The organism is Pyrodictium occultum (genome assembly GCF_001462395.1).
Classification (GTDB): Archaea; Thermoproteota; Thermoprotei_A; order Sulfolobales; family Pyrodictiaceae; genus Pyrodictium; species Pyrodictium occultum.
This window is the reverse complement of record NZ_LNTB01000001.1, coordinates 821,016-833,586: the sequence shown is the minus strand read 5'-3', so window position 1 is coordinate 833,586 and position 12,571 is coordinate 821,016. Positions and strand designations below refer to the sequence as shown.

General features: G+C 67.0%; 13 protein-coding genes. 12 read left to right on the top strand and 1 reads right to left on the bottom strand.

All coding sequences use genetic code 11. From position 1 onward, the window contains the following. Nucleotides 1–47 precede the first annotated feature (47 nt). From CF15_RS08845 to CF15_RS08840, 12 genes are all read left to right on the top strand, one after another. Nucleotides 48–341 (top strand): hypothetical protein, encoded by a 294-nt coding sequence (locus CF15_RS08845; RefSeq protein ID WP_168371270.1) that lies wholly within the window; start codon nucleotides 48–50, stop codon nucleotides 339–341. Then, entirely contained in the window at nucleotides 311–694 is a 384-nt protein-coding gene (locus tag CF15_RS04460; protein WP_168371269.1) for a hypothetical protein, read from the top strand. The genes CF15_RS08845 and CF15_RS04460 overlap by 31 nt, the downstream gene beginning before the upstream one ends. 33 nt (nucleotides 695–727) lie before the next feature. Then, nucleotides 728–1,135 (top strand): DUF120 domain-containing protein, encoded by a 408-nt coding sequence (locus CF15_RS04455; protein ID WP_058370716.1) that lies wholly within the window; start codon nucleotides 728–730, stop codon nucleotides 1,133–1,135. Then, nucleotides 1,132–1,917, top strand: coding sequence for a molybdenum cofactor guanylyltransferase (mobA, locus tag CF15_RS04450; RefSeq protein WP_058370715.1), 786 nt, complete (start codon nucleotides 1,132–1,134; stop codon nucleotides 1,915–1,917). The genes CF15_RS04455 and mobA overlap by 4 nt, the downstream gene beginning before the upstream one ends. A 337-nt stretch (nucleotides 1,918–2,254) precedes the next feature. Then, a complete protein-coding gene (locus tag CF15_RS04445; protein ID WP_058370714.1) occupies nucleotides 2,255–5,935 on the top strand; it encodes a molybdopterin-dependent oxidoreductase in 3,681 nt (1,226 codons plus the stop codon). A 32-nt stretch (nucleotides 5,936–5,967) separates the two neighbouring features. Further along, the gene (locus CF15_RS04440) at nucleotides 5,968–6,771 is read left to right on the top strand and encodes a 4Fe-4S dicluster domain-containing protein (RefSeq protein WP_070807822.1); all 804 of its coding nucleotides are present in this window, start codon (nucleotides 5,968–5,970) and stop codon (nucleotides 6,769–6,771) included. A gap of 54 nt (nucleotides 6,772–6,825) precedes the next feature. Further along, the gene (locus CF15_RS04435; RefSeq protein ID WP_058370712.1) at nucleotides 6,826–7,563 is read left to right on the top strand and encodes a cytochrome b/b6 domain-containing protein; all 738 of its coding nucleotides are present in this window, start codon (nucleotides 6,826–6,828) and stop codon (nucleotides 7,561–7,563) included. A gap of 82 nt (nucleotides 7,564–7,645) precedes the next feature. Beyond that, a complete protein-coding gene (locus tag CF15_RS04430) occupies nucleotides 7,646–8,464 on the top strand; it encodes a formate dehydrogenase accessory sulfurtransferase FdhD (protein ID WP_058370711.1) in 819 nt (272 codons plus the stop codon). 130 nt (nucleotides 8,465–8,594) lie between these two features. After that, nucleotides 8,595–9,527, top strand: coding sequence for a formate dehydrogenase accessory protein FdhE (locus CF15_RS04425; protein ID WP_058370710.1), 933 nt, complete (start codon nucleotides 8,595–8,597; stop codon nucleotides 9,525–9,527). 3 nt (nucleotides 9,528–9,530) lie between these two features. Next, on the top strand, nucleotides 9,531–9,686 hold the full coding sequence (locus tag CF15_RS09055; RefSeq protein ID WP_201783087.1) for a hypothetical protein: 156 nt from the start codon (nucleotides 9,531–9,533) through the stop codon (nucleotides 9,684–9,686). After that, the gene (locus CF15_RS09050; protein WP_058370709.1) at nucleotides 9,683–10,261 is read left to right on the top strand and encodes a hypothetical protein; all 579 of its coding nucleotides are present in this window, start codon (nucleotides 9,683–9,685) and stop codon (nucleotides 10,259–10,261) included. Before CF15_RS09055 ends, CF15_RS09050 begins: the two co-directional genes overlap by 4 nt. 44 nt (nucleotides 10,262–10,305) lie before the next feature. Beyond that, complete coding sequence (locus tag CF15_RS08840; RefSeq protein WP_201783086.1) at nucleotides 10,306–11,700, top strand: FAD-dependent oxidoreductase; 1,395 nt, start codon at nucleotides 10,306–10,308, stop codon at nucleotides 11,698–11,700. On the opposite strand, the gene CF15_RS04410 is transcribed toward CF15_RS08840, so the two are convergent. Continuing rightward, nucleotides 11,659–12,534, bottom strand: coding sequence for a phosphatase PAP2 family protein (locus CF15_RS04410; protein ID WP_058370708.1), 876 nt, complete (start codon nucleotides 12,532–12,534; stop codon nucleotides 11,659–11,661). The genes CF15_RS08840 and CF15_RS04410 overlap by 42 nt on opposite strands. Nucleotides 12,535–12,571: the final 37 nt, after the last annotated feature.

Below are 12,571 nucleotides of genomic sequence, written 5' to 3'. Positions count from 1 at the left end.
GGGTTCCCCCGCCTCCAGGGCCGGCGATATCTAGCCCGCCGAGCTCGGTGCCCGGCGCCGCTGGCTGGGAGGCCGAGTACAGCTACCAGGGAGACGCATGGGTCGCCACGGTCTACAGCGGCGGGTCCTGGAACTCCGTGCTCCTGGAGGCTAACGGGACCCCCGTGGTGGCGGCGAGGAGGGCGGGCAGGGGGCTGGCCGTCTTTGTCTCGCTTAACATGTTCTACCACGCCTCTACAGCCACAGCAGGGCCGAGGAGGAGTTCCTGGGGGAGCTGGTGTACGCGTTCTACCGGCCGCCCAGGCTTCATGTGTCGGGCATGCACGTCGGCGACGGGCTGATAGAGTTCAGCGTGGAGCCCGATAAGCCTGCCTGGCTCCTGGTGAGCCAGGCCTGGTACCCCCACTGGAGGGCCTACTTCAACGGGTCGCCGGTCCCCCTGGCGAGGGATGCCGAGGCCAACGTGATCCTCGTCCGCGTCCCGTCGGGCAGCGGGACGCTCGTGCTCCGCTTCGAGGACCCCTACCAGGGGCTCTGGGGGCTGGAGCCCCTGGCCCTGGCCGGCCTTCTCGCAGGCCTCGCCCTCTACGCGGCCTCGGGGAGGCGGGGGCCCGGGGGTATGCCGGCGGCTCGGGGCAGCCAAGGCGGCTTCTATGGCCGGGGCCGCCCCTGGGGCACTAGGCTATCTTCTTAGCCTCTCGTCCCCGGGCTCCTCCGGGGCAGCTGGATGGGCTCTAGGCTGGTGGAGGGCAGGAGGGCCCCGGGCTTCGGCGAGGGCGGCCGCTACGTCTCCCACCCCTACTACAGCGGGTGGTTCGAGCGGCTCCTCGGCTGCAGGCCCTTCCCCGGCACCCTGAACATAGAGGCTGGCGTCGACTGGAGGCAGCTGGCCGGGGAGTGCGAGCCCCTCGTCATCCCCGAGACCATCTGGGAGGGTAGGAGGCTGGGCGCCGTCTATGCCTGGAGGGCCCGTGTCAGGACGCGGGAGGGCAGCGTGGAGGCTATGCTTATCCGCCCGCTCCTCAGCCGGCACGGGCCACGGGTGCTGGAGCTGGTCGCCTGCAGGCGCCTCGAGCCCCTCCTCCCCGGCGATCGGGTAGTGGTTGAGGTGGAGTGTGGGGCGCGCAAGGGATGAGGATAGGCCTGGTGCTGGCCGGGGGCGAGGGGAGGAGGTTCGGGGGCGACAAGCTCCTAGCCCTCGTCGACGGCGAGGTCTCCATAGCCAGGGTGGCTGAGGCGCTCCGGGAGGCGGGCGCAAGCCTCGTCTACGCGGCCACCAGGAGCGGGGAGAGGTGCCGCCTCTACACCGAGGCCGCGGGGCTCGACGGCTGCATCTACGACCCCCCGTGGCTCGGCTGCGGCGGCCCCGCCGCCGCGCTGGCAGGGCTCGGGGGGCTCCGGGGCAAGGTGCTCCTGGTAGCGCCGGGCGACATGCCCTGGCTGGAGCCGGGGGTGCTCCGGGGCCTGGAGGCGTTCATGGAGGAGGCGGGGGCGGAGGCGGCGCTCCCCCTCCACGCCGGGGGCTACCTGGACACCTTGGCGGCGGCTATGAGCTGGAGCCTGGTAGAGAGGCTCCCGGGCGTGCTGGGGCGGCTCTGCAGGCTCCGCGGCGAGCTGCGCGCCAGCGACCCGGCCAGGGCGGCCGAGAGGCTGGTCCTCGTAGGCTCCGGGCTCCTCGCCTCAAGCCCGCTGGCGTTTGCCCACATAAACACGAGGGAGGCCCTCCGCAGCAGGGAGCCCAAGAACCCCCTGGGCCCCAAGCAGGCCTATATTCTGGAGCCGGGCCTGGACCCCGCGGCGCCCCGCGGCAGGCTCTGCAGGGGGCTGGGGATGGAGCTGGAGGAGTACAGGAGGCTCGGCATACGCCACCTCGAGAGGCAGGCTGCGAGGGACATGGAGAGGCTCTGCAGCCCATAGCCCTCGGGGGGCGGCCGGCGCGAATCCTCCAAAAACACCGTGATGGCTGCCCATTTCACGTATATAACGTATACTATGTGTGATTCGAATTATAGGTTAAATTATCACGCTAATACGATGGCTGCCTTAAACACCGGTTATCCACTAAAATCGGCACTGATACCGAAAATATATTTTAAACAACAGCGATGTTAAGGGGCTGCGTGGGGTGCCCTGCCAGCCTTGGCACAGTCGGGCCATGTTCTCCGCCTGGACAGACGGAACTTCCTGAAAAACCGCCGCGACGGTTGCCACGCTCGCCGCGCTGCCGGGTAGCGTTAGGAGGGCCCTCGGCTACATGGCCCCGAAGCGCTACCGTCTCGGCGAGATAGGGGGCAAGAACCTCGAGGAGACCGTTGAGGTCCGGGGTGTCTGCACCTACTGTAGCGTGGGCTGCGGCATCATATTCTACAAGAGGGGCGACAAGGTAGTCTACCTCGAGGGCGACCCCGATAACCCGCTTAACGAGGGCAAGCTCTGCGCCAAGGGCAAGGCCTCCATCCAGCTCTTCGGCGCCTACAACGGGCTGCGGGCGAGGAAGCCGCTGATACGTGTAAACCCCAAGCCCCGGCCCGAGGAGATACTCGCCGCCAGGGACTCCAACGAGCTCCGGAGGGTGCTGGAGAAGTACAAGCCCGTCTGGAAGCCGGTGACCTGGGAGGAGGCGTTCGCCTACATAGCGAGGAGGATGAAGGAGATACTCGGGGAGAATGCTGGCGCGGTGCGCTCTTACCACCCCTACGACGGGAAGCTGTGCGGCAGCAGGAAGGGCTGCTACTTCCGACTGGGCAACCAGTACCCGCTCATGATAATGGCCGGGGCTAAGATGCTGAACGAGGAGGCATACCTGATAAGGAAGATCTCAATGCTCCTCGGCAGCAACAATATAGACCATGATGCGCGCCGCTGCCACTCCACCACCGTGGCCGGCCTAGCGGGCACCGTGGGCTTCGGGGCCCAGACTCAGAGCTTCCCCGACACCCAGTACATCAGTGTCTACCTCATCCTAGGCGGCAACCCCGCCGAGGCCCACCCGGTCTCCATGAGGCACGTGATGAAGGGTATTAAGCGCGGCACCCTCACCCTGGTAGTCGTCGACCCGAAGTACGGCCGCACAGCCTCCAAGGCCCAGGTGTTCGCCTTCCACAGGCCCGGGACCGACATACCCGTGATGTACTACCTTCTCCACTACGCGTTCTACGAGCGCAACCCGCCCGTAGACCAGCTCCCCACGTTCAGGGAGTACGCCAAGAGGTTCAACATAGACCTGGAGGAGATCTCGGAGATAAAGGATATAGCAAAGAGGTTCACCGCCGAGGAGGTCTCGAGGATAACCGGTATACCGGTCGAGAAGCTTAGACAGATAGCGAAGCTCTTTGTCGAGAACAGCGGTGTAACAACAAACTTCAAGAGGTTCGCCTCCATAGAGTGGGCTATGGGGCTCACCCAGCACCACGTGGGGACCCAGAACACCCGAATGGCCGCGCTGGTCCAGCTGGTCCTCGGCAACCTGGGCTTCCCCGGCGGCGGCCTCAACCCCTACCGCGGCCACAGCAACGTGCAGGGCACCACCGACCTCTGCATACTGAGCCACATATTCCCAGGCTACGTGAAGATACCAACCAACAGTAAGCAGGTGCGCGCCTACCAGGAGTGGAAGCTCAAGGGCTTCCCCGACGCCTTCAACTGGCGCCCCAGCATGAAGACCTGCAAGGCCCTGGGGCTGAAGTGCAGCGGCTGCGACGAGAAGGGCGACAACTGCAGGCTCACGGTCAACAGCACGGCGCTGCTCTGGTCATGGTGGTTCATGAACTGGCGCCGCTACGAGCTGTCCATGGGGATCTTCGTCGGCACCGACCCCGAGGACAGGCCCTGGGACGAGGACAGCGTGGTTATCAGCGACCTGCCCTTCAACAAGGGCTACACCGAGAACAACTGGTGGATGGGCGTACTATTGCCCGATGACCCGAGGACTAGGAAGCTGGGCGGCAAGATTGAGGCTATGTGGCTGTTCGGCGAGAACATAGCGATAAGCGACGCAGACTCCAAGATGACTATGGCAGCGCTCTCCGCGCTCAAGTTCCTAGTCGTCTCGGACATCTTCCTCACGGAGACAGCCTGGTTCGCCGACGTCTTCCTCCCCGCAGCCTTCCAGTACGAGAAGGAGGGCAGCATAACCAACAGCAACCGCTGGATACAGTGGCAGCACCGCGTGGTCTCGCCGCCCGGCGACGCCAAGCCGGACCTGTGGATAATGTACAAGCTCTGGGAGCACATGAGGAGGGCTGGGCTGGCGAAGCTGCCCAGCGAGGAGTACGGCAAGCACGTGGAGCGCGTGCTGGTGAAGCATCCCGAGGCCGATACTCTTGTGGAGCTGTACAGGCGGAGGATAGCCCCCTACATGAACTACAGCAGTGACAGGTACCCGTGGAGCGACTACCAGGAGGTAGACCCAGTACTCGTCTACAAGGAGATAGACGCGGCCGTCGACCTCTACTATGGCCAGTACGACTGGGCCCACAATAGGGTGCTGGCCGCGAGGAGGGTCTCGGCACCGCGGTCGCCCGGCCAGCCCGACGGGCTGCTGGACAGCGGCACCCTCACACACCCTGGAGCCAAGGCGCCGCTGAGGCTCTACAAGGACTGGGGATGGAGCTGGCCCAGAAACGTGAGGATACTCTACAACCTCTACACGCTAGAGAAGACCTTCGGCCGCAAAGACAGGTTCACCTTCGAGGCGGGCAGGTGGGCTGTAGGCCCCGAGCTGGACGGCAAGACGGTCGAGATACTGGGCGAGGCCGGCGACATAGTAGACGCCAAGACTGGTGAGATGAGACCAGCGTTCATACCCGGCCACAACTTCCTGATAGGAAAGTTCTACAAGCGGGCCTGGACATGCCTCAACGAGCGCTGCAGCCAGAAGACCACGGCCGACATATTCACCGGCGCAGCCGACCCGGAGGCTATGATACGCTACGGCAAGACCGTGGGCAGGATAGTGTTCTGGAAGCCCGGCGGCGGCTACGAGGTAAAGACCGTGGAGGAGCTTGGAATCAAGTGCCCGATGTGCGAGAGCTTCTACTACGACCCCGAGCTGGTGCTCGACTACGGCAAGGCGAACTTCTACAAGCCCTACTTCAAGGGATCCAAGACCGTCAACGGCAAGACCATAGTATACAAGGACTGGAAGGAGTGGCGCCGGGTGCACGACAAGTTCATCAACGAGTTCAAGTCCTGCGTCGACGGCAGCCCCGACAACTACAAGAAGTGCGTGAAGGAGCTAATATCCCGGTACGGCGAGTGGTACGCCACCCTAGGGCCCGACGGCAAGGTCTGGGCGTACAGCATCGACTACCCGTTCCACTTCGAGCCCGGCGAGAGCCCGAGCCTGGAGCTGGCGACGGAGTACCCGGCGCTGGCGTGGAGGAGGATAGAGAACCTCTTCTACATAGAGCCGCCGGAGCAGATGCCAGAGCTCTACAAGGCGATTACGGCTAGCTACGAGGAGCTGAAGAAGTACGCTCCCAGCGGGTCCGAGGTGGTAGTGGTTACCGAGAATAGGCTGGAGGAGCACTGGCACACCGGCATAATGACCAGGAACGTCCCCTATCTCGCCGAGATGGTGCCGGAGCCCTTCGCGGAGATACCGGTCGAGCTGGCTGAGAAGCTCGGGATAAAGAGCGGCGATATTGTCGAGCTGGGCAACAACCGCAACAGGATATACGTGAGAGCCCTGGTGACCAACCGTATGCCGAAGCTGAGGATAGCGGGCAGGGAGGTCTACGTGGTAAACGTGCCGTGGCACTGGGGCTGGAGCGGCGCCCACAACAGCTTCGACGTAGCCAACACTATATCGATACTGCTGCTCGACATAGTGACAACCATGCAGGAGACCAAGGCGTTCCTGGCATGGGTGAGGAAGGCGAGCCCCGAGAAATACACCTACCAGTCGAAGCCCAGCGTGCAGCCCATACTCTAACCCTTCTTCCGCCCAACGGACCGGGAGGTGAGATGCCCGTGACGGAGTATGGGATAGTAGTCAACCTGGACACCTGCATAGGCTGCAGGGCATGCCAGGTAGCATGCAAGGTGTGGAACGGGCTCAAAGCCGAGGAGACCAGCTTCAACCCCCAGGGCTACACCAACCCGCCGGACCTCACCCCGAACACCTGGATGATAATGCAGTTCCTGGAGGGCGTCGAGGACGGGGAGCCCTTCTGGCTGTTCAAGAAGCACCAGTGCCTCCACTGCAGCGAGGCGCCCTGCGCCAAGGCGTGCCCGGTCAACGCCATCGAGGTCCACCCCGAGGGCGCCGTGGTGATACGCTCCGACAGGTGCATCGGCTGCCGCTACTGCATCGAGGCCTGCCCCTACAATGTGCCGCGCTACGACCCTAAGACGAACAAGGTGTACAAGTGCACGCTCTGCATAGACCGTATACAGAACGGGCTCCAGCCCGCCTGCGTCGAGGCCTGCCCTACCGACGCGCTCGAGTTCGGGCCGTGGAGGGAGCTTGTGGAGAAGTACCGTGCAGCAGGCTACGAGGTCTACGGCGACCACGTGAACGACTACGTGGGGCACACCCACTACCTCTACGTGACCAGGAAGTATAGGAGCCTCGGCGCCAAGCAGGGCAAGAAGTGGTACGAGGTATTGGGGCTCCCCGCCGACCCGAGAGGCCGCCTGCCAGGCGTGCAGCTAGGCCGCGAGGTCGGCGTCGGGCTGGCGGCGCTGGCCGCGCTAGGCGCGGTGGCGCACGCCGTCTACTGGCGGGCCAAGAGGATGGAGAAGCGCAGCGGCTCCAAGGGCGGGTAGCCAGGCTCACCCCTTTCTCCCATGACCCACCCACGCCCTGGGAGGTGGCTCCAGGTGGCGCGCGAGATTAGGCTCTTCAGCGAGCTGGAGATATGGACGCATAAGCATGTGGTACACTTCGCGGCGGCGCTGATACTCACGGGGCTAATAATATCGGCCGCCAAGCTGCCGAGCCCGCTGGACAGCTTCTTCGGCTGGCTAGCCTACGCGCTCGGCACACCGGCCTCCTACCTGGCTAAGGCGCTCGGCTACTCCCCGTTTGAGCAGGGCTACAGCGCCTACAGCCTAGGGGTGCAGGTGGCCAGGGTAATCCACAGGCTGGCAGGAGTAGGCATGGCGGCTATAGGCTTGGTATGGCTTCTCGGCGAGCTGCCGAGGATAAGGAAGTGGCAGATCTGGCCTGAGGGCGGGCTGGGCGAGGCAGTGAGGAACCTGGCAGCCTACTACCTCGGGAGGAGGAGCGTCAGGTTCGGCAAGTATAATCTAGGCCAGAAGCTGTGGATATTGAGCGTGTTCATAGGCTTCGCAATACTCTTCGCCACGGGCATGGTAATGTGGTTCCGCAGCAGCTTCAGCCCGGAGACAGTGGCGCTGGCGCACACAATACACGTGTGGGCAGCATGGCTCGGCATAGCAGGGCTCATAGTGCACGTGTACCTCGCCATAGGGATACCGGAGCACAGGCCCATGGTGAGGGCTATCTTCCGCACCGGCACCGCTCCCGAGGACTTCGTGAAGCACCACCACCCGCTATACTACGAGAAGGCCGCCAAAGAGGCCGAGGAGGCCTAGAGGCGCTCAACCAGCCCACACACCTTTTTCCCCGTACCAGCGGTTATGCACGCCTTAACCCTGCCATGGAGGGCAAATAGGCATGGAGGAGCGTGTAGCCAGGGCCGTGGACGCTGCCCGTGAGTGCAGCCTGGCCACCACCATGGTCTCGGGGCTGCGCGTGGCAGCCGACTACGAGTACGTGGTTGAGCTGGACGGGAGGAGGCTAGGCTCGATATACACTAGCCCAAACTACCTCGCCGACGCCGTGGCGGGGCTGGCGCTGCGCGAGGAGCTGGCGGAGCTGGGGGACCACGTAGAGCTCCTATCCGTCACGGGCACCGGGGATATGAGCTTCCTCGTGAGGGCCCGGCTCGCTAGGGCGGCCGCCGCCGGGCTACCCGAGGACCGCAGGGTCGAGTGGAGCCTGGTGGAGGAGGCCTACCGCGACCTGGTGCATATGGTGCCGAAGCACCGGTGCCCCTACGCGCTCCACTCGGTCGCCGTCTACGGGGTGGAGCGCGGCTCGGGCTCCGCGGAGAGGCTGCTGCTCGTAAGCGATGTCAGCAGGCACAGCGCCATGTTGAAGGCGGCGGGGATGCTGTCCAGGCTCGCCGCGGCCGGGAGGCTCAGGGGGCTAGCCCTGGTGGCCGTCTCGACCGGCAGGGTGTCGGGGGACGCGGTCAAGGCTCTCGCGAGGGCGGGGGTCCGGGTCATCGTGGCCAACCACCACCCCCTGCTCAGCGGGCTCGCGGCCGCGAGGAAGCATGGCGTCACGCTCGTGCTCCGCAGGCCGGATGGCCGGGGCCTGGCAGTCTACACGGCCCCGGAGAGGATCCAGGGGGCGCCACTCGTTATGCCCCTAGGCCGCCTGGGGCTGGAGCCCTATGCAGAGGCTAGCCCCCTATCGCCCCTCTGCTAGCCCCGAGGGGCTCGCATGGGGTGTCCCCGTTGTTCCCGCTTGCTTTATTCACTGCCCAGTGTCTTCTTAGCCGCTTGGTGCTCCGCCCGCTGGAGCATCCCCGCGTATCACTAGCTAGAGGCTGTGCGTGATGGTAGAGTCGGGGCATGGTCTTAGGCTCCTGAAGGATAGGCTTCCCGAGATAAGGGCGTGGCTCGACCGGCTGGCCCAGGAGGAGCCGGAGAATAGCCGTACCTACCGCATCCTCGAGGCCCTCTACGAGGCCCAGGCACGGGTAGAGGAGGAGGCGCTCCGCCGCCTCCGGGAAGCGGGCCTCGTGGAGGAGGTCCAGGCCGCGGCGCGGAGGATAGCCGTGGAGCGTAAGCCTCTCGTAGCCCTGCTCGGCGGGCTCCCCCGCCCGCTGATGGGCGAGGCGTTCCTCCGCGACTCCATGCTGGCTATAATGGACGCCGCGGCCGGGGCCGGGTTCAGCCTGGAGGGCGCCGCCGCCTCGCTGCGGGACCCCGTGGAGAAGGCTGTGCTCAGCCTATCCCAGCTGGTCGAGGAGCTGCTCCAGGGGAGGGAGGACAGCATACACGCCTGGGCGGGCGCGGTCTCAGCCGACCGGGACCGGGTGCGCGCCCTCGCCCTCTGGCTCCTCCAGCCCCTCCTCAGCGCCCTCCGCCTGGCCGCCGGGCCCGCGCTCGACTGGGCCAGGGAGTACTGGCAGCAGGGCGTCTGCCCGGTCTGCGGCTCCGCCACCCGCGTCGGCTACATGAGGGGTGAGGGCCGCCGCCAGTACCTGATCTGCCAGGCCTGCGGCATGGAGTGGGTGTTCCCCAGGGCCCGCTGCCCCTACTGCGGCGCCGAGAGGCCCGGAGACGTGGTGCTCTACCGCCCGCTCCCCGACAAGCCCTGGCTCCGGCTCTACCGGTGCAGGCGCTGCGGCGGCTACTGGAAGGTGGTCGACGAGGAGGACGAGAAGGCTGTCAAGGCGGGGCTGCCCCCGAGGGGGCTATACAACGTCTACAGCTTCGCCCTGGACGAGATAGCCGAGGGAGCAGCGCTGGAGGAGAGGCGGTGAGGCATGAGCGAGGAGGAGGGCGGCTTCTACGAGGAGATGCCGGAGGACTTCTATGCAGCCGAGGAGCTGGAGCTGGGGAGGCTCTCCAAGTGCAGGGGCATGGGCAAGAAGAGGAAGAGGAAGACCGAGGACCGGGTGCTGGAGGAGGAGAGGAGTTGACCCGGCTCCCGGGCCTCCGGGAGGCGGTGGAGGCGGCGCCGCGGGGCGGCAGGGAGCTGCTGACTGTGCTCGAGGAGCTGGCGGACAGGATGGCGCTCGCCGCCCGGAGGACGGCGCCCGGGAAGGCGGTGGAGGTCTACGCCATGCTGGCCCGGGCCGGCGGCCTCCCGGTCGCGGTCCGCGGCGGGCCCCCGCCGCTCAGCCCGGCCCAGTACGCGGACTTCGCGGCCGAGACCATAGCGAGGCTGGAGTCGAGCGGGTTCTACGAGGAGGCCAGGCCTCTCCGCAGCGCCCTCGCCGCCGGGAGGCTCCCGGTCTACGACCTGGCCCGCAGCTACCTCCTCGGCGATACGGGGTTCGTAGACCACGTCGCGGAGGAGGCGGGGGCGCCGGCGTGGCTTGTCCGCGTCCTCGCCGCCACACTGGCCGCCGGCGCCGCCAGGGCGGTGAGGCTGCTGCTCGAGGAGCGGGAGGCGCTGCCGGAGGCCAGGGGCGGGGCCTGCCCGGTCTGCGGGAGGCCCCTCGTGGAGGGCCGCTGCGGCTTCTGCGGCTACGGGGAGGGGCGCTCGCTATAAGGCTGGCCGGCCCCCGGGCCCTGGAGGCTCCTGGGAAGGCCGCCGTGGCTGTCCGAGTCGCCGTGGTGGGCGGCGGAGCCGCGGGGATGGCCGCGGCTAGCAGGGCTAAGAGGATGCTGGGCGACCGGGCCGAGGTGGTGGTTTTCGAGAAGGGGAGCTGGGTCAGCTTCGCGCTCTGCGGCACCCCCTACTACATCGGCTGCAGGGTCCGCAGGCTTGACGATCTCCTCTACTACCCGCCCGAGGAGTTCACCAGGCGCCGCGGGATAAGGGTGATGCTGAGGACGCTTGTGACGGAGCTGGAGCCGGGGGAGGGGAGGCTGCGGTACCGCAGCCTCTCGACCGGGGAGGAGGGCTGGTACGAGTACGACTACCTCGTCCTAGCCACCGGTGCCCGGCCCCGCGTGCTGGGCGAGTGGCTCCGGTACCGTAACGTCTACACCCTCCATAGCCTCGGCGACGCCGACAGGGTAAGGGCGGCCGCTGTCCGGGACGATGTGAGGAGGATCGTGGTCATAGGCGGCGGCTATACGGGCGTCGAGGCAGCCGAGAACCTCGCCGGGCTCGGGAGGAGGGTTACGATCATCCACCGGCGTGGCTGGCTGCTGAACAGGATGCTGGACGAGGATATGAAGGGGCTTGTGGAGGAGAGGGCCCGGGCGGCGGGGGTCGAGCTCGTCCTCGGGAGGAGGGTGGAGGGCCTGGAGGGCTCCGGGGACCTGGCTGTATCGGCTGTGCTCGACAACGGGGAGAGGGTCGGCGGAGACCTCTTCATAGTGGCCGGCGGCATCGAGCCCGCGGCGGATATCGCTGAGAAGGCTGGCATAAGGCTGGGCGAGACGGGGGCCGTGTGGACGGACGAGAGGATGAGGACCAGCGTTGACAACGTGTACGCTGTCGGCGACGTCGCTGAGACCAGGGACCTGGTGACCGGCGGGAGGGTCTGGTGGCCCTTCGCCCCCGCCGCGAACAAAATGGGGTACGTGGCCGGCACGAACATAGCCGGTGGGGACGCCCGGTTCCCCGGCGTGGTCCGGACCAGCGCTGTGGGGGCCTTCGGGTTCTACGTGGCGGCCACCGGGCTCGGCGAGGAGGAGGCCAGACGCCACGGCTTCAACCCGGTGGCCGCGAGGCTGAAGGCCAGGACTAGGGCCCACTACATGGGCGGCGAGGAGATAGTGCTCAAGGTCGTGGCCGACGCCGATACCGGGAGGCTGCTGGGCGCCCAGGCGGTCTCCGGCGACCCCAGCGGCTTCTGGAGGGTGAATGTGGTCGCCTCCCTCCTCTACAAGGGCGCCACAGTCTGGGACCTCTTCGGCGTAGATGTAGGCTACTGGCCCGGCCTCAACCCGGTCTGGGACCCGCTGACCGTGGCCGCGAGGCTGCTCTTCCGGCAGCTAGGAGCCGCGCCCCCGAAGCCGGAGGACAAGGGCGGCTAGAGGCCGGGAGGCCGCTACAAGGCCGGCGAAGAGGGCGAAACCGGCCACCCTCGCGGCCAGGCCCAGGCCGTCGAGCACGGCAGCCACCGCCATGGCCGCGAGCGAGGCCAGTAGGGAGAGGAGGCGGAGGCGGCGGCTTCCCGAGGACAGGGCCCCGGGGGCCCACCGGGCGCGCCCCAGGAGCAAGGCCGCGGCGGCGAGCCCCGCATCTATCCCGGCCAGCCTCGCCGCGGAGGCGTAGCCCGGGCTCCTAGAGAGCGCCAGGGCTGCCATGGGGAGGGAAGCGAGACCCAGCAGGGCCGCCGCGCGGAGCCGGCCGAGCCTCCTGGCCGCGGCGTGGGCGGCGAGGGCGGAGGCGAGGCCGAGGACGAGGCCGCCGGCCACGTCTCTGGGGTAGTGGACGTGGAGCACGAGCCTGGACAGCGACACCGCTCCGGCGTAGAGGGCGCCCGCCAGCGCTGCCACCGGGCTGCCCGCATGGAGGGCTACCAGGGTCCAGAAGGCGGAGGCTGTGGTGGCGTGGCCGCTGGGGAACCCGGGGCCGTGGGCCTCTGCGAGCCAGAGGCTCATGGGCGGCCTGGGCAGGTTCAAGTAGACCTTCAGGAACACCGCGGCGCTGGCTGCGAGGGCGAGGCCGGAGACTATCTCAACCCCTAGAAGGCCGTCCACCAGCGCGTAGACCAGCACCCCGAGGAGCATGTAGGCTGCCTCGCCTCCGGCCAGGGAGACGAGGCGGCACACGCCGACAAGGCGGGCCAGGCAGGCTAGGAGCGAGGCGAGGCCGCCGGCCGTCAGCAGGAGCCAGCCGAGCCTGGCCATCCTGTCTCCGCTCAACCCCTCACCGCCCTGGGGCGGCGGGCGAGGCTCCTCG

Coding starts and splice junctions, on each gene's coding strand:
- CF15_RS04455 (WP_058370716.1), top strand. CDS start 728: ATGGGCTCTAGGCTGGTGGAGGGCAGGAGGGCCCCGGGCTTCGGCGAG.
- mobA (WP_058370715.1), top strand. CDS start 1,132: ATGAGGATAGGCCTGGTGCTGGCCGGGGGCGAGGGGAGGAGGTTCGGG.
- CF15_RS04445 (WP_058370714.1), top strand. CDS start 2,255: ATGGCCCCGAAGCGCTACCGTCTCGGCGAGATAGGGGGCAAGAACCTC.
- CF15_RS04440 (WP_070807822.1), top strand. CDS start 5,968: ATGCCCGTGACGGAGTATGGGATAGTAGTCAACCTGGACACCTGCATA.
- CF15_RS04430 (WP_058370711.1), top strand. CDS start 7,646: ATGGAGGAGCGTGTAGCCAGGGCCGTGGACGCTGCCCGTGAGTGCAGC.
- CF15_RS04425 (WP_058370710.1), top strand. CDS start 8,595: ATGGTAGAGTCGGGGCATGGTCTTAGGCTCCTGAAGGATAGGCTTCCC.
- CF15_RS09055 (WP_201783087.1), top strand. CDS start 9,531: ATGAGCGAGGAGGAGGGCGGCTTCTACGAGGAGATGCCGGAGGACTTC.